The organism is Variovorax sp. GW821-FHT06D12 (genome assembly GCF_059419205.1).
The window spans coordinates 249,903-271,233 of the sequence record NZ_JBWKRI010000007.1; the positions used below are offsets into that span (position 1 = coordinate 249,903).

At 68.6% G+C, this 21,331-nt stretch carries 21 protein-coding genes; 4 read left to right on the forward strand and 17 right to left on the reverse strand.

The genetic code is table 11. The annotated features are described in order from the left end of the window. Positions 1–9 precede the first annotated feature (9 nt). Positions 10–1,245, reverse strand: coding sequence for a CaiB/BaiF CoA transferase family protein (locus AC07SQ_RS22405; RefSeq protein ID WP_495272858.1), 1,236 nt, complete (start codon positions 1,243–1,245; stop codon positions 10–12). Positions 1,246–1,345: 100 nt separating this feature from the next. Here AC07SQ_RS22405 and AC07SQ_RS22410 point away from each other — a divergent pair, with 100 nt between their 5' ends. Genes AC07SQ_RS22410 through AC07SQ_RS22420 form a run of 3 tightly spaced genes read left to right on the forward strand, consistent with a single transcriptional unit; the run spans position 1,346 to position 4,320 of the window. Next, positions 1,346–2,341: a Bug family tripartite tricarboxylate transporter substrate binding protein gene (locus AC07SQ_RS22410; RefSeq protein ID WP_495272859.1), complete on the forward strand. Its 996-nt coding sequence runs from the start codon at positions 1,346–1,348 to the stop codon at positions 2,339–2,341. Next, a complete protein-coding gene (locus AC07SQ_RS22415) occupies positions 2,338–3,108 on the forward strand; it encodes an enoyl-CoA hydratase/isomerase family protein (protein ID WP_495272860.1) in 771 nt (256 codons plus the stop codon). The genes AC07SQ_RS22410 and AC07SQ_RS22415 overlap by 4 nt, the downstream gene beginning before the upstream one ends. A gap of 45 nt (positions 3,109–3,153) precedes the next feature. Beyond that, a complete protein-coding gene (locus tag AC07SQ_RS22420) occupies positions 3,154–4,320 on the forward strand; it encodes an acyl-CoA dehydrogenase family protein (RefSeq protein WP_495272861.1) in 1,167 nt (388 codons plus the stop codon). Here the strand turns inward: AC07SQ_RS22420 and kdpE are convergent, their stop codons facing one another. The 10 genes from kdpE to AC07SQ_RS22470 form a co-directional block, all read right to left on the reverse strand. Continuing rightward, on the reverse strand, positions 4,321–5,022 hold the full coding sequence (gene kdpE, locus AC07SQ_RS22425; RefSeq protein WP_062480698.1) for a two-component system response regulator KdpE: 702 nt from the start codon (positions 5,020–5,022) through the stop codon (positions 4,321–4,323). Positions 5,023–5,030: 8 nt separating this feature from the next. Continuing rightward, complete coding sequence (locus AC07SQ_RS22430; RefSeq protein WP_495272862.1) at positions 5,031–7,775, reverse strand: DUF4118 domain-containing protein; 2,745 nt, start codon at positions 7,773–7,775, stop codon at positions 5,031–5,033. An 11-nt stretch (positions 7,776–7,786) separates the two neighbouring features. Continuing rightward, complete coding sequence (locus AC07SQ_RS22435; RefSeq protein ID WP_276307467.1) at positions 7,787–7,921, reverse strand: hypothetical protein; 135 nt, start codon at positions 7,919–7,921, stop codon at positions 7,787–7,789. Beyond that, complete coding sequence (locus tag AC07SQ_RS22440) at positions 7,911–8,267, reverse strand: hypothetical protein (RefSeq protein WP_062473825.1); 357 nt, start codon at positions 8,265–8,267, stop codon at positions 7,911–7,913. Before AC07SQ_RS22440 ends, AC07SQ_RS22435 begins: the two co-directional genes overlap by 11 nt. 13 nt (positions 8,268–8,280) lie before the next feature. Then, positions 8,281–8,874 carry a potassium-transporting ATPase subunit KdpC gene (gene kdpC, locus AC07SQ_RS22445; RefSeq protein ID WP_495272863.1) on the reverse strand — a complete coding sequence of 198 codons (594 nt, stop codon included), beginning with the start codon at positions 8,872–8,874 and terminating at the stop codon, positions 8,281–8,283. A 13-nt stretch (positions 8,875–8,887) separates the two neighbouring features. Then, a complete protein-coding gene (gene kdpB, locus AC07SQ_RS22450) occupies positions 8,888–10,996 on the reverse strand; it encodes a potassium-transporting ATPase subunit KdpB (protein WP_495272864.1) in 2,109 nt (702 codons plus the stop codon). Positions 10,997–11,009: 13 nt separating this feature from the next. Further along, positions 11,010–12,809, reverse strand: coding sequence for a potassium-transporting ATPase subunit KdpA (kdpA, locus tag AC07SQ_RS22455; RefSeq protein WP_495272865.1), 1,800 nt, complete (start codon positions 12,807–12,809; stop codon positions 11,010–11,012). Position 12,810: 1 nt separating this feature from the next. Next, positions 12,811–12,909: a K(+)-transporting ATPase subunit F gene (kdpF, locus tag AC07SQ_RS22460; RefSeq protein ID WP_056576794.1), complete on the reverse strand. Its 99-nt coding sequence runs from the start codon at positions 12,907–12,909 to the stop codon at positions 12,811–12,813. Next, positions 12,906–13,046: a hypothetical protein gene (locus AC07SQ_RS22465; RefSeq protein WP_172438440.1), complete on the reverse strand. Its 141-nt coding sequence runs from the start codon at positions 13,044–13,046 to the stop codon at positions 12,906–12,908. Before AC07SQ_RS22465 ends, kdpF begins: the two co-directional genes overlap by 4 nt. A 213-nt stretch (positions 13,047–13,259) precedes the next feature. Next, positions 13,260–13,910 carry a hypothetical protein gene (locus AC07SQ_RS22470; protein WP_495272866.1) on the reverse strand — a complete coding sequence of 217 codons (651 nt, stop codon included), beginning with the start codon at positions 13,908–13,910 and terminating at the stop codon, positions 13,260–13,262. Between the two features lie 237 nt (positions 13,911–14,147). On the opposite strand from AC07SQ_RS22470, the gene AC07SQ_RS22475 reads away from it, so the two are divergent. Then, the gene (locus tag AC07SQ_RS22475) at positions 14,148–15,362 is read left to right on the forward strand and encodes a hypothetical protein (RefSeq protein ID WP_495272867.1); all 1,215 of its coding nucleotides are present in this window, start codon (positions 14,148–14,150) and stop codon (positions 15,360–15,362) included. A gap of 19 nt (positions 15,363–15,381) precedes the next feature. Here AC07SQ_RS22475 and AC07SQ_RS22480 read toward each other — a convergent pair whose 3' ends face one another. The 6 genes from AC07SQ_RS22480 to soxA all read right to left on the reverse strand — a co-directional run bounded on the left by AC07SQ_RS22480 (position 15,382) and on the right by soxA (position 21,289). Further along, entirely contained in the window at positions 15,382–15,729 is a 348-nt protein-coding gene (locus AC07SQ_RS22480) for a hypothetical protein (RefSeq protein WP_495272868.1), read from the reverse strand. Positions 15,730–15,737: 8 nt separating this feature from the next. Next, positions 15,738–16,733, reverse strand: coding sequence for a DUF3829 domain-containing protein (locus AC07SQ_RS22485; protein ID WP_495272869.1), 996 nt, complete (start codon positions 16,731–16,733; stop codon positions 15,738–15,740). Between the two features lie 184 nt (positions 16,734–16,917). Continuing rightward, on the reverse strand, positions 16,918–18,033 hold the full coding sequence (locus AC07SQ_RS22490) for a YeeE/YedE family protein (RefSeq protein ID WP_495272870.1): 1,116 nt from the start codon (positions 18,031–18,033) through the stop codon (positions 16,918–16,920). A gap of 42 nt (positions 18,034–18,075) precedes the next feature. Next, positions 18,076–19,800 (reverse strand): thiosulfohydrolase SoxB, encoded by a 1,725-nt coding sequence (gene soxB / locus AC07SQ_RS22495; RefSeq protein ID WP_495272871.1) that lies wholly within the window; start codon positions 19,798–19,800, stop codon positions 18,076–18,078. A 19-nt stretch (positions 19,801–19,819) separates the two neighbouring features. Beyond that, complete coding sequence (gene soxX, locus AC07SQ_RS22500) at positions 19,820–20,473, reverse strand: sulfur oxidation c-type cytochrome SoxX (RefSeq protein ID WP_495272872.1); 654 nt, start codon at positions 20,471–20,473, stop codon at positions 19,820–19,822. 12 nt (positions 20,474–20,485) lie between these two features. Then, entirely contained in the window at positions 20,486–21,289 is an 804-nt protein-coding gene (gene soxA, locus AC07SQ_RS22505) for a sulfur oxidation c-type cytochrome SoxA (protein WP_062473848.1), read from the reverse strand. Between the last annotated feature and the right edge of the window lie 42 nt (positions 21,290–21,331).

The window sequence follows — 21,331 nt, forward strand, 5'->3', positions numbered from 1 at the left end:
GCCCGAAGTCTAACGACGCGGTGCGGCATCCTTGACCACGCCGGCGCCGAGCAGCCGGTCGATCCGGTCGCCCGCATAGCCCAACTCCCCGAGGATCTCGTTCGAGTGCTGCCCGAGCAGCGGCGCACCGCTGCGGATCTGCGCCGGCGTGGCGCCGAACAGTGTGGCCGGCCGCGTGGTCTGCAGGGCGCCTTCCGAGGGATGGTCCATCGGCTGGAACATGCCGACCGCTTTCAGGTGCGGGTGCTCGGGCAGGTCGTCGATGCGCCAGATCTGCGTGGCGGGAATGTCGAGCTCTTCGCAGATCGCGACCCACGCGGCGGTGCTGCGCGTCGGTGTCAGGCTGTGGAGCTCGCGATAGAGCTCGCGAACGCTCGCGTTGAGCTTGTGCCGGTCCGACAGGTCGTAGCCACCCGCCAGGTCTTCCCGTCCCACGCGGCGGAACAGCGCGAGCCACTGCTGCGGGCTGTACGGCAGCATGGCGATGTAGCCGTCCGACGTCGGTGCCGGCTTGCGCCCGCCGCTCACCACGCGCCCGTAGCCCGCGGGTGCGGTCGGCGGATCGAAGGCGAGCCCGCCCATGTGCTCCACCATGGTGAACTCGACCATCGTCTCGAGCATGGGCACTTCGACGTACTGGCCGTTTCCGGTGCGCTCGCGATGGAACAGCGCCGCGAGCACCGCATTGACGACCACGATGCCGGTGGTCTTGTCGGCCATCAGCGTGGGCACGTAGTCGGCCGTTCCCGTGGACTGCCACATCAGCCCTGCGACACCGCTGGCGGCCTGAATGATGTCGTCGAACGCAGGCTTGGCATGGTCCGGGCCGTCCTGGCCGAAGCCGGTGGCCGCGCAGTAGACGATGTCGGGACGTACCGCACGCAGCGCGTCGTAGCCCAGGCCCAGGCGTTCAATGGCGGGAACGCGCATGTTGTGCACGAAGACATCGGCGTCCGCCGCGAGTTCGAGCAGGATCTGCCGGCCTTCGGCGCTCTTGAGGTCGACCGCCAGGGAGCGCTTGTTGCGATTGATGGCCAGGAAGATCGAACTCATGCCGGCGTGACGCGACACACCGTTGGCGCGCATCAGATCGCCTTCGATCGGTTCGACCTTGATGACGTCGGCGCCATAGTCGCCCAGGATCTGCGTGGCAACGGGTCCGAGCACGACCGAGGTCAGGTCGAGCACGCGAACGCCCTTGAGCGGTCCGCTCGCCGCTGGTGTCGTGGGGGGCCGTTTTTCCATGAAGGTTCTCTGCTGATGTGGTGAGGGTCATCTTATCAACTTGCTTGTCGATCAACAAGTAACTTCATAGAATCCGGCCTCCACCACAGGAGACACGTTCATGAACCCTTTGTCGAAGATGCTGCGCGCCGCGGCGTTCACGGCCGCGCTGGCATCCGCCGCGGCACTGTTCGCGCAGGCCCAGCCACAACAGGCCGCCGCGACCTATCCGTCCAAGCCGATCCATTTCGTCGTGCCTTTTCCGCCCGGCTCCGGCACCGACGTCGGCGCACGCTTCTTCGCGCGAAAGCTGAGCGAGCTGGCAGGGCAGCCGGTGATCGTCGAGAACCGCGCGGGCGCCAACGGCTTCATCGCCGTGAAGGCCGTGACCTCCGCGCCTGCCGACGGCTACACCCTGCTGATGGGCAGCAACTCGACGCTGGCCACCAACGTGGCGCTGTTCAAGCAACTGCCGTACGACCCGGTGAAGGACCTGGCCCCGGTCTCGACGCTCATGCGCTCGCCCATCGTGCTCATCGTGCCGGCCAACTCGCCCTACAAGACACTCAAGGACCTGATCGATGCGGCGCGCGCCAAGCCCGGGCAGCGCACCTATGCATCGGGGTCGGCCGCCTACCAGCTCATGGGCGAACTGTTCGCCGACAAGGCCGGCATCCAGCTGCTCAACGTGCCCTACAAGGGCGCGCCCGATGCAGTCAACGCCACCCTCTCCGGGCAGACCGATCTGGGCTTTTCCGACATCACCGCCACCATGGAGTTGCTGCGCGGCGGAAAGATCCGCGCACTCGCCATTGCGGCCGACCAGCGCCTTGCCGGCCTGCCCGATGTGCCCACCGCGCAGGAACAGGGCATCGGCGGCTTCAGCGCCGACACGTGGACGGGCGTCGCCGTGGCGGCCAACACGCCCAAGCCGGTGGTCGACAAGCTGTCGGGCATGTTCGTGAAGATCCTCGCCATGCCCGAGACGCAAGAGTTCTACGCCAGGCAGAACGTGATCACGATGAAAGGCGGCCAGGACGAGCTGCGCGACTTCCAGCGCGAACAGATCGCCGTCTGGAAGCGCATCGCGGCGGCCGCAAGGATCGAACTCCAATGACCGATTCGCCCTCCATTTCCCAAAGCCGCGACGCCCATGTCGTCACGCTGACCCTGCGGAGCGGCCCTCACAACTTTGTCGATGCCGGCACGATGCGCGACCTGGCCGACCGCCTGGCCGCACTCGACGACGATGCAGGCTGCCGCGCCATCGTGCTCGCGGCCGAAGGCAAGTCGTTCTGTGCCGGCGCCGACTTCTCGGCGGTTCCCTCGGGCGGTCAGGCGGTCGACCCCGCCGAGTTCTACACCCATGCCATGCGGCTTTTCAACGCACGAAAGCCGTTGATCGCGGCGGTGCAGGGCGCGGCGGTGGGCGCGGGCGTCGGGCTCGCGCTCGTGGCCGACTTTCGCGTGGCCTGCGCGCAGGCGCGGTTCAGCGTCAACTTCAACCGGCTGGGCTTTCACCCCGGCTTCGGTCTGAGCCACACATTGCCTCGCCTGATCGGCCTGCAGCAGGCCTCGATGCTGTTCTACACGGGCCGCCGCATCGACGGCACCGAAGCGCTGGCCATCGGCCTGGTCGACGAACTGGTGATGGCCGACGAGGTGCTGGCCCGCGCCCAGGCGCTCGCCCAGGAGATCGCCGTGTCGGCGCCGCTCGCGGTACAGAGCACGCGCGCCACCTTGCGCGCCGGCTGCGCGCACGACGTGCGCGCAATCAACCAACGGGAGCTGGCCGAGCAACAGGTGCAATTCCTGAGCGACGACTTCCGTGAAGGCATCAAGGCCATGGCCGAGCGCCGCACGCCGCGCTTCACCGGTCGCTGAGCGACCACTCGATCAGCTTTGCACAGACAACGACGGAGTACCTGAATGAATTTCGAACTCGACCCCGAACACCAGACGCTCAAGGAGCTCGTCGCCAGCTTCGTGCGCGAAGACCTGCTGCCGCTGGAACCGGCCCTGCTGCAGCGGGAGGCCGCCGGTGAACCCTGGGAGCTGTCGGCCGACGAGCACGCGCGGCTGGACACCGTGTCGAAGGCCCGTGGCCTGTGGGGCCTCGATGCGCCCGCCGAAATGGAGGGCCTCGACCTGCCGGTGGTGGCGATGGTCGGGGTGAACGAAGAATTCGGCAAGACCATCACGCCCTACGAGCTGCCCCCCGACTCGCCCAATCTGCGGATGCTGCTGACCGCCGCCAACGACGCGCAGCGCGCCGCCTACCTGGCCCCTTACGCACGCGGAGAGACGGTTTCGGCCATCGCCATTTCGGAGCCCGGCGCGGGCGCCGACCCTTCGGCGATGTCGACGCGCGCCGTGCGCGACGGCGACGACTGGGTCCTCAACGGCCGAAAGATCTGGATCAGCCGCGCCGCACGCGCGGACTGGACCATCGTCATGGCCGTCACGGACAAGACCAAGCCGGGCCGTCCGGGCATCTCGGCGTTCATCGTCGACCGCCAGACCCCGGGCTTTCGTGTCGAGCGTCGCATCCCCATGATCGGCGGCGTCTCGACCTACGAGGTGCTGCTCGAAGACTGTCGCGTGCCGCATGCACGCCTGCTCGGCCAGGAAGGCCAGGGGTTCGCGCCGATGCAGGCGCGCCTGTCGAGCCGGCGCCTGCAGATGGCCGCGTGGTGCGTCGGCCGCGCCCAGCGCGCGCTCGACATGATGTGCGAGTACGCACCGCAGCGCAGCACCTTCGGCGCCTCGCTCGCCGAACGCCAGACGGTGCAATGGTGGATTGCCGACGCGGCCACGCGCATTCACGCCTGTCGACTCATGACCTACGAAGCAGCCGCGCGCATCGATCGTGGCGACGAGGCGCGCAGCCAGGTCTCCATGGTCAAGGTGTTCGCCACCGAGATGGCGGGGAAAGTGATCGACCACGCGATGCAGATGTTCGGCGCCATGGGCATGACCAAGGAAATGCCACTGCATCAGATGGCCAACGAAGCGCGCCTGATGCGGATCTACGAAGGGCCGAGCGAAGTGCACCGCTGGGTCGTGGCGCGCGAACTGCTCGGCCTGAAACGCTGACTAGACGACCAGCCGGTACCCCACCGCCGTCTCCGTCAACAGATGCTTCGGCTGCGCCGGATCGGCCTCCAGCTTCTGTCGCAGATGCCCCATGTAGATGCGCAGGTAGTGACTCTGGTCCGTGTGTGACGGGCCCCACACCTCGCGCAGCAGCTGCCGCTGCGTCAGCACGCGGCCGGCGTTGGCCACCAGCACCGACAGCAGCCGGTACTCGGTTGGCGTGAGGTGCACCTCGGCGCCGGCGCGGCGCACGATGCGGGCGGCGCGGTCCAGTTCGATCTCGCCGAAGCGGAACACGGCCTCGGCGGCCGGTTCGTCGCCGTTGCCGCCCGCGGCGCGTGGGCGGCGCAGGTTGGCGCGCACGCGGGCGAGCAACTCACCCGTGCCGAAGGGCTTGGTGAGGTAGTCGTCGGCGCCGGCGTCGAGTGCGGCGATCTTGTCGGCTTCGTCGGTGCGGGCCGAGAGCACGATGATCGGCACCTGCGACCAGCCGCGCACATCGCGGATCAGCGACACGCCGTCGCCGTCGGGCAGGCCCAGATCAAGTACGAGCAGATCGGGTTGGCGCGTGCCGGCGGCCGCCAGGCCGTCGCGCAGGGTGCCGGCCTCGTGCACCTGCCAGCCTTCGGCCTCGAGCGCGCCGCGCACGAAGCGGCGGATCTGCGGCTCGTCTTCGATCACGATGGCGGTGGGGGATGGCATGGCGGGTTTCAGAGCTGGGCTTCAGCGGGTTCGGGTGGCTCGCGGCGCGGGAGGGTGACGGTGAATTCTGCACCGCCGTCGCGCGCATTCGCCGCGCTGATCTCGCCGCCGTGCGCACTCACGACGGCGCGGCAGATGGCCAGGCCGAGGCCGACGCCGGGCGTGGCGGATTCGGCCTCGCCGCGCGTGAACTTGTCGAACAGGGTCTGCTCACGGCCGTGCAGCGCTGCGGGCAGGCCGGGGCCATGGTCGCGCACCGTGAGCACCAGCGCGGCGGGCTCGGCACGCGCGCCGACCTCGATGGGCGCAGCGCCGTACTTGGCGGCGTTCTCCAGCAGGTTGACGAGCACGCGCTCGATCAGCACGGCGTCGAACTCGACCAGCGGCAGCTCGGGGTCCCACGCGGTCTGCACGGTCATGCCGCGCAGCGCGGGGCGGGCGGCGCGGATGGCGGCGCCCACCACCTCTTCGACCGACTGCCAGTCGCGCCGCAGGTTGACCGCGCCGCCGGCCACGCCGCTTTCGAGGCGCGCCATGTCGAGCAGGTTGCTGACCAGCGCATGCAGCGCGTGCGCCTGCGCGACGATGGCGCGCGCGGCCTCGCCGTGCTCTTCGGGCGGCAGGGTCTGCAGCGATTCGGCCAGCGCAATGAGCGCGGTGAGCGGCGTGCGCACGTCGTGCGAGATGGCGCCGAGCAGCGCGTTGCGCAGGCGCTCCGATTCCATCTCGACCACGGCGCGCTGCGCGACTTCGACGTAGTGCACGCGCTCCAGCGCGATGGCGATCTGGCGCGCGAGCGTGTCCAGCTGCTGCGCCTGCTCGGGAATCAGCAGCCAGCGCGGACGGGCCGGGCACAGCGCGAGCACGCCGCGCACGCGCATGGGCGCGCGCAGCGGCACGTAGTGCCAGGGCTGGGCGGCGAGCGTGGCGGTGGCCAGGCCAGCGGGCTGGCCGTGGCGGAAGGCCCAGTCGGCCACCTGCGCGTCGAAGCCGGGCGGCGGGTCGGCGGGGGGCACGAGCTGGTCGGCCGCGTCGGTGACCAGCACGCGCGCATGGCCGCCGAAATGGGCCTGCACGGCGGCGGCGCCGAGCGCGACGACCTGGGTGCTTTCGAGCGCGGCCGAGAGTTCGCGCGTGAGCTCGAACAGCGAACGCGCACGACGCTCGCGGCTGGTCGACACGCCGGCCGCGAAGCGCAGCCCGGCGGTGAGCTGGCCCACCAGCAGGCCGACGCCGAGCATCACGGCGAAGGTCAGCAGGTACTGCACGTCGCTGACCGCGAAGGACAGGCGCGGCGCGACGAAGAAGTAGTCGAAGGCCGCCACGTTGAGCATGGCCGCGAGCGCCGAAGGCCCGCGCCCGAAACGCATCGCCACGCCCACCACGCCGAGCAAAAACAGCATGACGATGTTGGACAACTCCAGCACGCCCGTCAGCGGGGTGCACAGCAGCGTGAGCGCGATGCTGGTGGCAGCCGCCCACGCGTAGCCGGGCCAGCGCGACTGCGCGCGTTCGTCGTCGTCGTCGGCCTGCGTGGCGACCAGCGTCGCCTGCGACAGGCGGCGCGCGCTGTCGGCGCGGCCCACTTCGAGGATGTCGAGCGCCGGCGCCCGCTGCGCCAGCGCGCGCGCCAGCGGCACGGCGGACGCGCCCCACCAGCGCCGCCAGCCGCGCACGGGCTCCGCGCGCCCGATGACCAGCGTCGCGCAGTTCAGGCGCCGCGCCTGCTCGGACAGTTGCTCCGCCACATCCGCACCGGTGAGCACGGCCGTGGCCGCGCCCAGTTCTTCGGCCAGCTTGAGCACGGCGAGGATGCGGTCGCGCTGTGCGGCATCGAGGCGCTGCAGCCGCGGCGTCTCGACGTACGCGGCATGCCAGCGCACATTGAGCTGCCCCGCGAGCCGCGCGGCGGTGCGCACAGTCTGCGCCGCGCCCTCGTGCGGGCCGACGCAGGCCAGGATCGCGCCCGAGGTGTTCCAGGCCTGCAGCGCCGCGCCGCCCTGCCCGTTGCCGCCGGGGCCCGACTGCTCGACGCGCCAGCCGCGCACGTCGTCTTCCACGTGTTCGGCGGTGCGGCGCAGGGCGATCTCGCGCAGCGCGATCAGGTTGCCCTTGCGGAAGAAATTCTGTGCGGCGCGCTCGGCCTGTTGCGGCAGGTAGACCTTGCCGGCCGCGAGCCGCGCCGTGAGTTCGTCGGGCGTGACGTCGACCAGCACCACCTCGTCGGCTTCGTCGAGCACGGTGTCGGGCACGGTCTCGTGCACGCGCACGCCGGTGATGGCGCCGACGGTGCCGTTGAGGCTTTCCAGGTGCTGCACGTTGAGCGCCGACCACACCTCGATGCCGGCGGCCAGCAGCTCCTGCACGTCCTGCCAGCGCTTGGCGTGGCGCGAACCCGGCGCGTTGGTGTGGGCCAGTTCGTCGACCAGCAGCACGGCGGGCTTGCGCGCGAGGGCGGCGTCGAGGTCGAACTCGGCGAGCGTGCGGCCGCGGTAAGGCACCTCGCGCAGCGGCAGCGTGTCGAGCCCCGTGAGCAGCGCGGCGGTCTCGCTGCGGCCGTGGGTTTCGACCACGCCGATGAGCACGTCGCGCCCGGCCTCGCGCTCGCGCCGGGCGGCGCTGAGCATGGCCCAGGTCTTGCCCACGCCCGCGCTGGCACCGAAGTAGATGCGCAGCTTGCCGCGCAGCGCGCGCGCCTCGTCGCTGCGCAGTTGCGCGAGCAGGGCGTCGGGGTCGGGGCGGGTCTCGGGCATGGCTTCTCAGGTTATCGCATCGGCGGCCCGTTCTTGCGCCGCCGTTCATGTCGGCGCGCGGTGCGTGACAGCACCCACCAGGCGAATCCCAGCGGCACGAACAGCGCTGCCATGGCCAGCAGCGCGTGCAGCAGGTCAGTGACCATGGCGCAGGCCGCAGCGCGCGAGGTGATCGCGCCAGCTCATGAGCCGGCCGATCTCGCCCGAAGGCACGCATTCGATGAGGCGGTGCAGCACCTCGGCATAGCGCGCGGTCGGGAAACGGATCATCAGGCGCACGCAGGGCGCGTCGCTTTCCTGCGAGCTGCAGGCATGCAGCAACGGCTCGCAGCGCACCACGCCGGCCTCGGCGCAGGCGGCGATGCTTCGGCGCACGCGCAGCGCGTCGGCGCAGCAGACGGTGACGTCGAGCACATGGAACTGCGTCGTGCGCGGCGCGATCGGACTTCGCACGACGGCGACAGGATGTTCACGGTAGGCGGCATAGGCCATGGTTGTTTTCTCCTCAACGCACCGTCGAAGAAGCATCGAGCGCCAGGTTCAGCGCCAGCACGTTGACGCGCGATTCGCCCAGCACGCCCCACAGCGGCGACTGGGTGTTCTTCGCGATCAACGCGTTCACCTGATCGATCGGCACGCCGCGATCGCGCGCCACGCGGGCAGCCTGGTAATGCGCGGCGGCGGGGCTGATGTCGGGGTCGAGCCCGCTGGCCGAGGCCGTGACGAGGTCCACCGGCACCGGCGCGGTGTTGCCCGGGTCGGCCGCGCGCAGCGCTTCGACGCGCGCCTTCACGGCATCGGCCAGCGCGGGGTTCAGCGGGCCCTGGTTGGAGCCGCCCGAGGCGCTCGCGTTGTAGGGCTGCGGCGCGGTGGCCGACGGGCGGCCCCAGAAGTGCTTCGGGTCGCTGAAGTTCTGGCCGATGAGCGCGGAGCCGACGGGCTTGCCGTCGCGCACGACCAGGCTGCCCGCTGCCTGCGCGGGGAACAGCGCCTGCGCGGCGCCGGTGACGGCCGCCGGGTAGAGCAGGCCGGTGAATGCGCTCAGCAGCGCGAAGAGCACGAGCGCGGGACGGACGATGCTGCCGTTGTTGTTTTTCATGATGAAGAACTCCTCAGACCAGATGGACTGCAACCAGCAGCCAGTCGATCAACTTGATGCCGATGAAGGGAACGAGCAAACCGCCCAGGCCGTAGATGGCGAGGTTGCGGCGCAACAGTGCGGCGGCGCCCACCGGCCGGTAGCGCACGCCCTTGAGCGCCAGCGGAATCAGGAACACGATGACGAGCGCGTTGAAGATCACCGCCGACAGGATGGCCGACGACGGGCTGGCCAGGCGCATCACGTTGAGCGCACCGAGCTGCGGGTAGGTCGACACGAAGATCGCCGGAATGATCGCGAAGTACTTCGCCACGTCGTTCGCGATCGAGAAGGTGGTGAGCGAGCCGCGCGTCATGAGCAGCGCCTTGCCGGTCTCCACCACTTCGAGCAGCTTGGTCGGGTTGGAGTCGAGGTCGACCATGTTGCCGGCCTCCTTCGCGGCCTGCGTGCCGCTGCCCATGGCCACGGCCACGTCGGCCTGCGCGAGCGCGGGGGCGTCGTTGGTGCCGTCGCCGGTCATCGCGACCAGCCGGCCTTCGGCCTGGTACTTGCGGATGAGCGCGAGCTTGTCCTCGGGCGTGGCCTCGGCCAGGAAGTCGTCCACGCCGGCCTCGGCCGCGATGGCGGCGGCCGTGAGCTTGTTGTCGCCCGTGATCATCACGGTCTTGATGCCCATGCGGCGCAGCTCGGCAAAGCGGTCCTTGATGCCGGTCTTGACGATGTCCTTGAGCTCGACCACGCCGAGCACGCGGTTGCCTTCGGCCACGGCCAGCGGCGTGCTGCCGCGGCGTGCCGTTTCTTCGGCGGCGCGCAGCATCTCGGCCGGCACGCTGCCGCCCAGTGCTTCGACATGGCGGCGCACCGCATCGACCGCGCCCTTGCGCAGCACGATGGCGTCGACGTCCAGGCTGTTCGGCGCGGCCGGCAGGTCGACACCGCTCATGCGGGTCTGCGCGGTGAAGGGCACGAAGCGCGCACCTTCGACCGAAGCCGCTTCGAGGCCGTCGCGGCGTGCCAGCTCGACGATGCTGCGGCCCTCGGGCGTTTCGTCGGCCAGCGAGGCGAGCATGGCGGCGCGTGCGAGGCGGCCCTTGGGCACGCCGGGCGCGGGCAGGAAGGCGCTGGCCTGGCGGTTGCCGTGCGTGATGGTGCCGGTCTTGTCCAGCAGCAGCACGTCGACGTCGCCGGCGGCTTCCACCGCGCGGCCCGAGGTGGCGATCACGTTGGCCTGCATCATGCGGCTCATGCCGGCCACGCCCACGGCCGAGAGCAGGCCGCCGATGGTGGTCGGGATCAGGCACACGAGCAGCGCGACCAGCGCGGTGAGCGACACCACGGTGCCCGCGCCCGCGGCCTCGACGCTGAACACCGAGAACGGCAGCAGCGTGACGGTGACCATGAGGAACACGATGGTGAGCGCCACCAGCAGGATGGTCAGCGCGATCTCGTTCGGCGTCTTGTGGCGCTTGGCCGCCTCGACCATGCCGATCATGCGGTCCAGGAACGACTCGCCCGGGTTCACCGAGATGCGCACCACCAGCCAGTCGGACAGCACGCGCGTGCCGCCGGTGACGGCTGAGAAGTCGCCGCCCGACTCACGCACCACGGGCGCCGATTCGCCGGTGATGGCGCTCTCGTCGACCGAGGCCACGCCTTCGATCACTTCGCCGTCGAGCGGGATCACGTCGCCGGCTTCGACCAGCACGACGTCGCCCTTGCGCAGGTTGGGCGCTTGCTCGGGCAGCCACGGCGCGCCGTGGTGCGGCTGCTGCTGGTCCTTCAGCTTCTTGGCCCAGGTGTCCTTGCGCAGGCCGCGCAGCGAGGCCGCCTGCGCCTTGCTGCGGCCTTCGGCCAGCGCTTCGGCGAAGTTGGCGAACAGCACGGTGAACCACAGCCAGATGGTCACGGCCAGCACGAAGGCGGGCTGCATGCCGGTGTCGCCCGGAAAGCTCAGCGCGTGCACCCACAGCAGCGTCGTGAGGATGCTCCCGATGTAGACGATGAACATCACCGGGTTGCGCCACTGGGTGCGCGGGTTCAGCTTGGCGAAGGCGCCCCACAGCGCGGGCTTGACCAGTGCTGCATCGAACAGCGAGAGAGAGGTTTTGGTTTTGACAGTCATGGTGCGCTCCTTCTTATTTCCAGAGCACGAGGTGTTCGACGATCGGGCCCAAGGCCAGCGCCGGCACGTAGTTGAGCAGGCCGACCAGCAGCACGGTGCCGATCAGCAGGAAGACGAACAGCGGGCCGTGCGTGGGCAGCGTGCCGCTGGTGACGGGCAGGCGCTTCTTGGCGGCCAGCGCGCCGGCAATGGCGAGCACCGGCACGATCATCGCGAAGCGCCCGAGCCACATCGCCAGGCCGAGCAGGCCGTTGTAGAACGGTGTGTTGGCCGACAGGCCCGCGAAGGCGCTGCCGTTGTTGTTGGCGGCCGAGGTCAGCGCATACAGCACCTCGGAGAAGCCGTGCGCGCCGGGGTTGGCGATGCCGACCTTGCCCGCGCCCGCACTCACCGCCAGCGCCGTGCCCGCAAGCACCAGCACCGGCGTAACCAGGATGGCGATGGAGATCAGCTTCATCTCGCGCACCTCGATCTTCTTGCCGAGGTACTCGGGCGTGCGCCCGATCATCAGGCCCGCGATGAACACCGCGAGCATGGCGAACACCAGCATGCCGTACAGGCCGCTGCCGACGCCGCCGAAGACGACCTCGCCCAGCTGCATCAGCACCATGGGCACCATGCCGCCGATGGGCGTGAGCGAGTCGTGCATGGCGTTCACCGCGCCGCACGAGGCCGCGGTGGTCACGGCGGCGAAGAGGGCCGAGGCATCGATGCCGAAGCGCACTTCCTTGCCTTCCATGTTGCCGCCGCTTTGCAGCGCGCTGGCCACCTGGTCCACGCCCAGCGGGCCCAGCAGCGGGTTGCCGGCCTGCTCGGCGGGCGTGACGGCCAGCACCGCCACCACGAACAGCACCGTCATCGCCGCGAGCACGGCCCAGCCCTGGCGCAGGTCGCCGACCACGCGGCCGAAGGCGAAGCACAGCGCCGCCGGGATCAGGAAGATCGCCAGCATCTCCAGCAGGTTGCTGAACGCCGTCGGGTTCTCGTAGGGGTGCGCCGAGTTGGCGTTGAAGAAGCCGCCGCCGTTGGTGCCGAGCATCTTGATCGCTTCCTGCGAAGCGACCGGGCCCATGGCCAGCGTCTGCGTGGGGGTGGTGGCGTCTTCCATCACGGGGGCGCCCTTGTCGTCCTTCAGCGGCTGGCCGTCGGGGCCGTTCTTCGGTTGCTGGAAGGCCGTGGCCTCGATCGTCTGCACGCTCTTGTAGGCGTCGAAGTTCTGGATCACGCCCTGCCCTGCCAGGCACAGCGCGAGCACGAACGAGATCGGCAGCAGCACCCACAGCGTGACGCGCGTCACGTCGGCCCAGAAGTTGCCGACCAGCCCCTTGCCGTCACCGCGGCGCGCGAAGCCGCGCACCAGTGCGAAGGCGACCGCGATGCCGGTGGCGGCAGACAGGAAGTTCTGCACCGCCAGGCCGAGCATCTGCGTGAGATAGCTCATGGTCGACTCGCCGCCGTAGCCCTGCCAGTTGGTGTTGGCGACGAAGCTCACCGCCGTGTTGAAGGCCGAGTCGGGCGACACCGCGCCCATGCCGGCCGGGTTGAACGGCAGCCCGCCCTGCAGGCGTTGCAAGGCATAGAGAAAGATCGCGCCGATGGCGTTGAACGCGAGCAGCGCCAGCGCGTAGCGCAGCCAGTGCATCGACTGCTCGGGCTGCGTGCCCGCGAGGCGGTACAGCGGCGCTTCGATGCGCTGCATCCAGCGCGGCACGCGCTCGGCGCACAGCGCGGCCAGCAGCTTGCCCAGCGGCCAGGCCAGCACCAGCAGCGCGCCGAGAAAAAGGGCCAGCAAGACCCAGGCCGAGGTTTCCATGTCAGAACTCCTCGGCGCAGATCAGCGCGAACACCAGGTACGCGAACAGGACCACGGCAACCAGCGCGCCGAAGCCGTACAGGACTTCGAGGCCGATCACGATGCATCCCCCGGCGTGCGTGTCGTATCAACGCCCGCGTGCGGCTTCTGCGGCCCTTCGAGCCGGTTCAGCCCGACGACCATGGCCGCCACCACGACCCACAGCGCCAGCAAGGCGCCCATCCAGACGATGTCCATTCATCACTCCTGCAAACAAGATGAAACGAGTCTCGGCAGGCGTGCGTAAAACCGGGGGAAAGAGTGAGTGGGGGGCCGTAAAGAAAGCGTAAAAACGCCGGCAACGCGGAGGGCGAGGCCCGCCTGATGCGTCGCGTCGAATGTCTCGGCGAGCTCCAGCAAGGGGCCGGAGCCATTCAAACAGCCAAGACTGTTGCCGATGGCGCGGCCCTGTCAGTCCACCTGCCGGGGATACCCGATCTCGGCGATGTCATTTTCGAGCGACGCCATGTCGAGGTCGGGATTGAATCGCCGGACGAGCGCGTCGCTGAGCGGTTGGTGCCGATAGATCGCCTCGACATCGCCCAGGTCGAGGTCGCGTTCGTAGTAGTCGGACGCGAATTCGACGTACTGCTCGGGCCGGCCGGCGAGGATGCCAAGCAGCTCGGCGGAGCCATCCGGATCTTCACCCGGCGGAAGCTCGACCGGTCCGCAAGTCCAGCGTTCTTCATGGCTCAGGCGCCAGAGACAGAAGGTGCTGTCGCTGGTCGTGAACGCCGGCTCTTCCAGCAGGTTGGCGCGGAACTCCCCCGGCAGTCGTTCGAAGATTCCGGGCCATGGCGTCCCCGGCCGGAATGCCGGAGCCTCGTGCGCAAGCCCGTGGAGCGCGGCGCCGGCCTGGCAGAAGATGGCAAACCAATGATCGCCCGAACCATTGCGCATCGATGCCATCGCCGCCTCATCCGACCACGCGGCGTTGAACGAGTAGTACCGGTACTCCCACTCCGGCGAGAGCATGGCGTCGAGCATTGCAAGAGACTGGGTCAATCGCTTCAACGTCGGAAGGTCTGGAAGCGCCTTCAGGTTTCTCGTCGAGAGGGTCATGGGGGGCGAAGTTGGTGGGGGGATGAACGCGCATGCTATCTGCCGATCGGGTCGGGTGCATGTCTGCCAAGACAGAGCGATCGGTGATGCCTGTCAGGTTGTTTGCCGCCGCCAGGTGGAATCGACAACAATCTCTCAAAACAAGCGCGCAGGAAGCCAGCGCAAACCAAAGAGGGTGCGGACCGAAAGAGCGATCGATCGGGCCCGCAAAAAAGTGAAATCCACTGAGAGGAAGAGATGAAACTGAAGCGTGTCTTTCAGGCGGCTGCGGCCGGCCTTGCGTCCCTGGTGATCGCCGCTTGTGGCGGCGGAGGTGGTGGTGGCGGGGGAGGAGGCGGTGGTGGTTTTCCGATCGGCATCGCGCCCGTCGCACCCCCTGTGAACTATGTCAACGGCCTGTCCATCCGCATCAACCAGCCGGCCAGCATCGACAAGACGGTCTACGAAGGGCAGATGATCCCGAGCGTCCTGGTGTCGGGCACGCTGTCGGGCGACGTGAATCTGCTCAGCGGCAAGGTGCTGGTGCTCCTTGTCGTCATGCCCGATCCGCTGTTCGAAGAGAAGCCCGCCATCGCCATCAATGCCGCGGCACAGTCGGCTTCGCTGAACATGACCGGCAAGATCGCACCCGACGGCCCCAAGACCTACAAGGGCAACATGACGATCAAGGCCTGCCTGGACACGGCATGCCAGTCGGAAATCCGGGTCGAGAATCCGCAGATTCCGTATGCGATCACCGTCAAGACCGGACTGGTCCTGGGCAGCAAGAACGTCGACTTCGTCACCCCCTTCGGCGCCGCCGTGGCGCCTGTGACGGTTCCGGTCACGCTGCCCGAGGGCGCCGCCTCATGGGCCGTCGCGCCGGCGATCGGATCGACCGATACCTTCAAGGTCGAGAAGGCAGGCGACGGCTCGCCGAACCTCGTGGTCTCGCTGCCGGCGCTGCTGCCGAGCGCCACGTCGTACAAGGCCAGCTTCAGCGTGAGCGCCATGACCTCGGACGGGCAGAAACTGTCCAGGCTGCTGGAGGTGAGCGTGCTGACCAACCCCTCCAGCGCGCCCTACGTCCTGGCCAAACCGGAGGCGCACTTCGTGGTCAAGGAAGGAACGCCCACCCTGGCGCCCGCACAGGACAACGCGGTATTCTTCCCGGGCAACACCAGCGACAAGATGCGCTACATGGGCATGGTGATGAACACACCGCCCGGCGTGGACACCAGCATGTACCCAGGGCCGAACCTGTGGCTCTATGACTACTTCTACAACGAAGCGGGCTTGCCCAGGTACGCGACGAAGAGCTACAGCTGGAGTACGCAGGTGCAGGCCTGCTACAACGACCGATGCCTGCCGCCCGGACACTACAGCGCACAGGTTCAGTTCCGCTACACGCCGGACGGAGGCCCTGTCTATGACATCTACTACCCGGTGGTCATGGACGTGATGCCCCGATGATTCCGGGCGAGCGACAGGCTCAGTGCGCCATCCACCGCCCGTCGTCACGCCGGCTGAGGAAGTAGCCGGCGCGGCCGACGCCCGGGTCGTCGGCTGATTTTTCGTTGACGATGTCCATCTCGGCGCGCGCGATCAGCCAGGTGCCACCTTGCTTGCCGTTGGACCATTGGAAGCGGTGGAAGCGCGCGTCGGAGCCGATGTAGAAGGTGTGCTGCAGCGGCGACGCGCCGTAGTTGCGGAACGCGGTGACGGGAATCTGCTGCGTCTCGCGGGCGCTGCCGCATCCCGCCAACCCCGTCGCAACGAGAAGCGCCGCGACCGCCAGGGCCGCGACGCTGCCGCGCGAAAGAACCCGCGCGGTGCCCATGGCCCGGGTCAGCGGCCGAAGCCGCGGTTGTACGAACCCACGGCGGAGTTGTAGTAGCTCACGATGTTCTTGTACGTCGACGGGAACTTGCTGTCCTTGAACGTGCGCCATTGGCCGATCATGTTCAGCAGGCTGCCGTGCAGCGACTCGTAGTTGTAGTTGGGCGCCTTGCCTGCTTCCCCCTTGGCCTTGGCTGCGGCCTTGGCTTCTTCCAGCGCCTTGGAGAGTTCTTCCAGCGAAGCCTGCAACTCGCTGGCCGCCGCATCGACCTTGGCGACGGCGTCCTTGTTCTTCAGGCCGTCGATCTGGTCGAGACCGTTGACGAACTTCTTGGCCACCGCCATCGAGGCCAGCGTGTGGTAGTTGAGCATGTCGCCCTCGGCCTTGAGCTTGGCCATGCGTTCGGTGCGCGACGCCTCCTGCACGCGGTCCAGCTCGCTGCCCAGCGTGTCGATGCTGGCCAGCAGGCCCTTGAAGGCGGCGTTCATGTCGGCGTCGGCCGCGCGGCCCTTGACCCACTTGTCTTCGAGAAAGCTCTTGGACCGGTAGTACGGGTCCATCGGCGTCCAGACGGCGACGAGCTTCTCGCCCGTGGCCACCACGCCGTCGACGGCCGCGTCGAGCGCCGCGTCGCCCGAACCGTCGGCGCGTGCCTTCTTCAGGTCGTCCACGATGGACTGCACATCGGAAGGGCTGCCATAGAACGAGTTCCCGCTCGGCGACTTGCCGTTCACGTTCATCTGCACGTAGCTCTTGTACTTGGCGGCCACGCTGCGGTTGTCGTCGATGAGCCGGTTGTAGCCCTGGCTGTAGGTGGTGCGAGCCGCGGCCTGCACGCGGGCCGGGTCCTTGGCGGGCTGGGTCTTGCCCGATGCGGACGGCGATGGCGAGGCTGCCGCCGGCGTCGGCTTGTTGTCTTCCTTGCAGGCCGCGAGCACGGCGCAGAAGCAAAGGCTCAAGGCAAACAGGCGCGTGCGCGCCGATCGGTTGTTGTGCGCAGTCATGGCGCTCTCCCTCGGTTGTGGTTGTTCGGTGCCGCGCCCGTCGATGAAGGCCATCGTTCGCAGCGGCAACAGGTGCGAAAAATGATAGCCAGCGCCACCGCGTCCGATCGTCGCGAACGCGCGAAAAACGCCCCGCGCACCGAACTAAATTGTGAGGATTCGCTTCAAGGCGTGCCCTGGAAAGTCAGAGCGTGCGTTCGAGCTGCCAGGCTTGGTACTTCAGGCTTACCACCGCACCGATCACGATGCCCGCGATGGCCGGCAGGCTCGCGATGCTCAGCGTCGACAACGCACTCAGGCCCTGCCCGATGGTGCAGCCCATGGCCGTGACGCCGCCGATGCCCATGAGCACCGCGCCCGTCGCGTGGTGCGCGAGGTCGCCGGTGCCGGCAAAGCCTTCCCAGCGGAATTCGCGCGACCACAGCGCATGCAGCGCGGCGCCCGCCACCACGCCGGCCACCGACACGATGCCCAGCGTGAGCCGCTTGTTGGCGTCGCTGTAGAACATGAGCCAGTCGAGCGCGTAGGCCACCGGCGTGACGAAGCTCAGCGCTTCGGCGCGGCCGGAGTTGGTGGCGAGGAACACGTGCTCGAGCGTGAGCGGATGCTCCTCGACCACCGCCCAGTGGCCGCTGAGCCACCATGCACCGACGACCAGCGCGCCGATCAGCATGCCGCCGACAAGGCTGCGCACGTCGCGCGTCTCGCGACCCCACGCGGCCCACACGAGCAGCGCGCCGCCGAGCACGAGGCCGAGCGCCAGGCGCAGCGACGATGCCTTCAGTTGGAAAGACGCGGCCAGCACATCGGGCAGCGACGCATTCATCGCCAGGTCGATGTGCACCGCATCGACGGTCGCGACGCGCAGCACCGCGGTGATGCCCTTCAGCGTGGCGAAGGCCGACACGCCCATGAGCACCAGCACCACCAATGCCTTGAGGTTGCCGCCGCCCAGGCGCACCAGCGTCTTGTTGCCGCAGCCCGAAGACAGCACCATGCCGACGCCGAACAGCAGGCCGCCGACGAGCGCGGCCAGCCAGAGGATCTGGTGCGAGGCATACAGGGTGCGGTCGGCATCGACGAGCCCCGCGGACACGAGCGCCGAGAAGCCGATGAGCGCGACGCCGCCGGCCGCGGCCCACTGCTTCACGCGGGTCCAGTCGCCCAGCGCCACCACGTCGCTGATCGCGCCCATGGTGCAAAAGCGCGTGGCGCGCGCGACGGCGCCGAACACCGCCGACAGCACGAAGGCCGCCACGAGCGCGAGCGTGGTGAGAAGGGAAAGCTGCGCGATGGACATGCCCCGATTCTAGGGAGCGACCCCGCGCGTGCGGGGGCCCATTCAGCCCAGGCCGGGGTTCGGCGCGATGTTCTTCAGCACGGGTTCGTCGAGCCGGCGCGTGGCCACCACCTTGCGCGACTTCAGCCACGGCTCGATGACCTCCCACACTGGCTTGTTGCCGGCGGTGCGCGCCTCTTCGCTCACGGGCGCCCAGCCCGCGACCTTGTAGCTGCGGCTGGCGTCGATGGGCTTGCCGCCCAGGCGCATGTCCTGGATGCGCTGGCCCATCGCGGCCGTCGGGTCGCAGGTGTATTGCAGCCCGCCCACGCGCACCATGTCGCCGCCCTGCTGGTAGTAGGGGTCGGGGTTGAAGAGGTTGTCGCACACGTCTTCGAGCACGGTCTTGAGCGTCTCGCCGGTCATCTGCGTGACGGTGGCGTACGAGTATGTGGTGGCCGTCATGTCCATCAGCCACTCGCGCGTGATCGCCTGGCCGGGCAGCAGCGAGGTGCCCCAGCGGAAGCCGGGCGAGAAGGCGATGGGTGCGTCCTGCACTTCCATGAGCGCGTCGAGCAGCAGCTGGTCGCCGGTGCCGTTGAAGTTGCCGCGCCGGTACAGCGCGCCGTCGGTGTGCGCGAGGGTTTCGGACAGCTTGGCCTCGTAGGGCGCGCGCACGCGGGTGATGAGCGCGTCCATCTCCTTGTCGGCCGGAATCAGGTCGGAGAACACGGGCAGCAGGCGGTAGCGGAAGTCGCTCACCTTCTTGCCCTTGACGTCGAAGTCGATCACGCCGAGGAACTTGCCGTTGGAGCCGCCATTGACCACGATGGTCTTGCCGCCCGCGTTGCTCACCAGCGTGGGCATGGGCGTGCCGTCGTGCGTGTGGCCGCCGAGGATGGCGTCGATGCCGGTGACGCGGCTGGCCATCTTCAGGTCGACGTCCATGCCGTTGTGCGACAGCACCACCACCACCTGCGCGCCCTTGCCGCGCGCCTCGTTCACCACGCGCTGCAGGTTGTCGTCCTGGATGCCGAAGGTCCAGTCGGCCACCATGTAGCGCGGGTTGGCGATGGGCGTGTACGGGAAGGCCTGGCCGATGATGGCGCAGGGCACGCCGTTGATCTCGCGCATCACATACGGCTTGAACACCGGGTCGCCGAAGTCGGCGGTCTTGACGTTCTGCGCGACGAACTCGACCTTGCCCGCAAAGTCTTTCTCGATGATCTGCTGCACCCGCGCCATGCCGTAGGTGAACTCCCAGTGCCCGGTCATCACGTCGACGCCGAGCAGCTTGCAGGCATCGACCATGTCCTGCGCATCGGTCCACAGCGAGGTGGCCGAGCCCTGCCAGGTGTCGCCGCCGTCGAGCAGCAGCGCGCCGGGACGGCTGGCCTTGAGCTGCTTGACCAGCGTGGCCAGGTGCGCGAAGCCGCCGACCTTGCCGTAGCGCTGTGCGGCCTTGTCGAAGTCGAGGTACGTGAGCGCATGCGCCATGCGCGTGCCGGGCTTCACGCCCGCAGCCTTCAGCAAATGTTCGCCGACGAGGTGCGGCACCTTGCCGCGCATGTTTCCCACGCCGATGTTGACGCCCGGTTCTCGGAAGTACAGCGGCTTGAGCTGCGCGTGGCAGTCGGTCATGTGCAGCATCGACACGTTGCCGAAGGCCGGCACGGTGTACATGCTGTCGAGGCCGGCGGCCATGCTGCTGTCGTGGCGGCCCAGGCCCAGGCCGGCGACAGCGCCGGCACCGAGCATCTGGACGAACTCGCGCTTGGAAAGGTTCATGAAGAGAGAAGCCGGGCGTTCAGCGGTTGACGGGGGACTGGGGGTCGAGCAGCAAGCCCATCACGTCGCGGATCTGCTTCTCGTTGAGGATGCCGGAATGGCCGACGCGCGGCATGTTCGAGCAGGCGTTGTAGGCGCGCGCGTTCCACAGCTTGCCCCAGGTGTATTCGACGATGGGCTTGGACGCAGCGCTGGCCGGGTCGCTCACGCCGCGCAGCTTGCCGTAGTGGTACAGGCTCGGGCCGAGCGTGCCGAAGGAGATTTCTTCCTTCGACATCTGGTGGCAGTTGTAGCAATTGCCGCCGTTGGCGGCGTTGGCCGCGTCGGTCCAGGTGAGGCCGCGGCCGTTCTGCGCGATCTTCTCGCCCTCGCGCCAGTCGCCGACGAACTTGCCATCGGAAGGCCAGCGCACGGTCTTCATGTTGGCGGCCTCGATCTCCTTGGTGCGCTGCTCGTCCAGCGGTTGGCCACTGGCGTCGGCTTCGCTGCACGCGAGGTTGGCGGGGTCTTGCACGAGGCGGTCGACCTTGGCGATGCCCTGGTCACGGAAGGAGCGCTGCAGCGCGTCGGCGGTGAGCTTGTCGAGCTCGGCGGCGCTGTCGACGGACGCGCAACCGAACACGGTGAGCGCGCAGGCCACGGCGGCCAGGCCGAGGAAATGATCTGACTTCATGGCGTGGCTCCTTCAGCGCTTGATGGCCGGTGCGGTGGTCTTGCCGCCCTTGCCGTTGACGCCCATGTACACGGCCAGTGCCACGGTCACGTCGCTGGCGTAGCCCGGGTACGGAAAGCGCTGCTGGCGGAAGCAGTCGTTGAGCCGCCGCTGCATGCCCCACAGCTCGCCGGACGACACGCGGTACGCCGGCCAGGCGCCGAAGCCTTCGCCCGCACCGGGGTTCTTCGTGAGGTTGGGCAGGTCTTGCAGGCGGATGCGCTTGCCGTCGGCACCGTGGCAGGTGGCGCAGGCAAAGTCGTGCGGGCCGGCGCGCAGGAAGAACAGGCGCTTGCCCACTTCGTAGGCGCGGCGTTCGCTCGCATGCGACTGCGGCAGGTTCAGCGGCAGCCCTTTCGACTCGGCGGAGATCCACGCCACCAGCCCCTCGAGGTTCTTCTGCTCGCCCTGGCCGAACGGCGTCTTGGCGATGGCGGCGGCGTCGAAGCCCTGCAAGGTTTCCATGCAGGTGAGCAGGCGCGACTCCATGTCCTGCACGCGGCCGGTGTCGGGAAAGTAGCGCGGCAGTTCGGCGAACGCGCCCTTCACCACGCCCGGGCCCTTGCCGAGGTCGCACTTCTCCATCGACGCGGCCTTGGGGCCGCGCTTCTGTTTCCAGAGGTCTTCGCCCTTGGCCTCGAACAGTTCGGCGGGGTTGCCGTCCTGCAGCAGCGCGCGGTACTCGGCGATGCCTTCGGCCGTGGTCTTCTGCGCCGCGGCGGGCAGTGCGATGCTGCCGGCCAGCACCAGCAGGCTCAGGCATGTGGTTGTCCTCATGGGGCCGCCTTTTTTTCTCGTGGGGAACACAACACGCGAGCG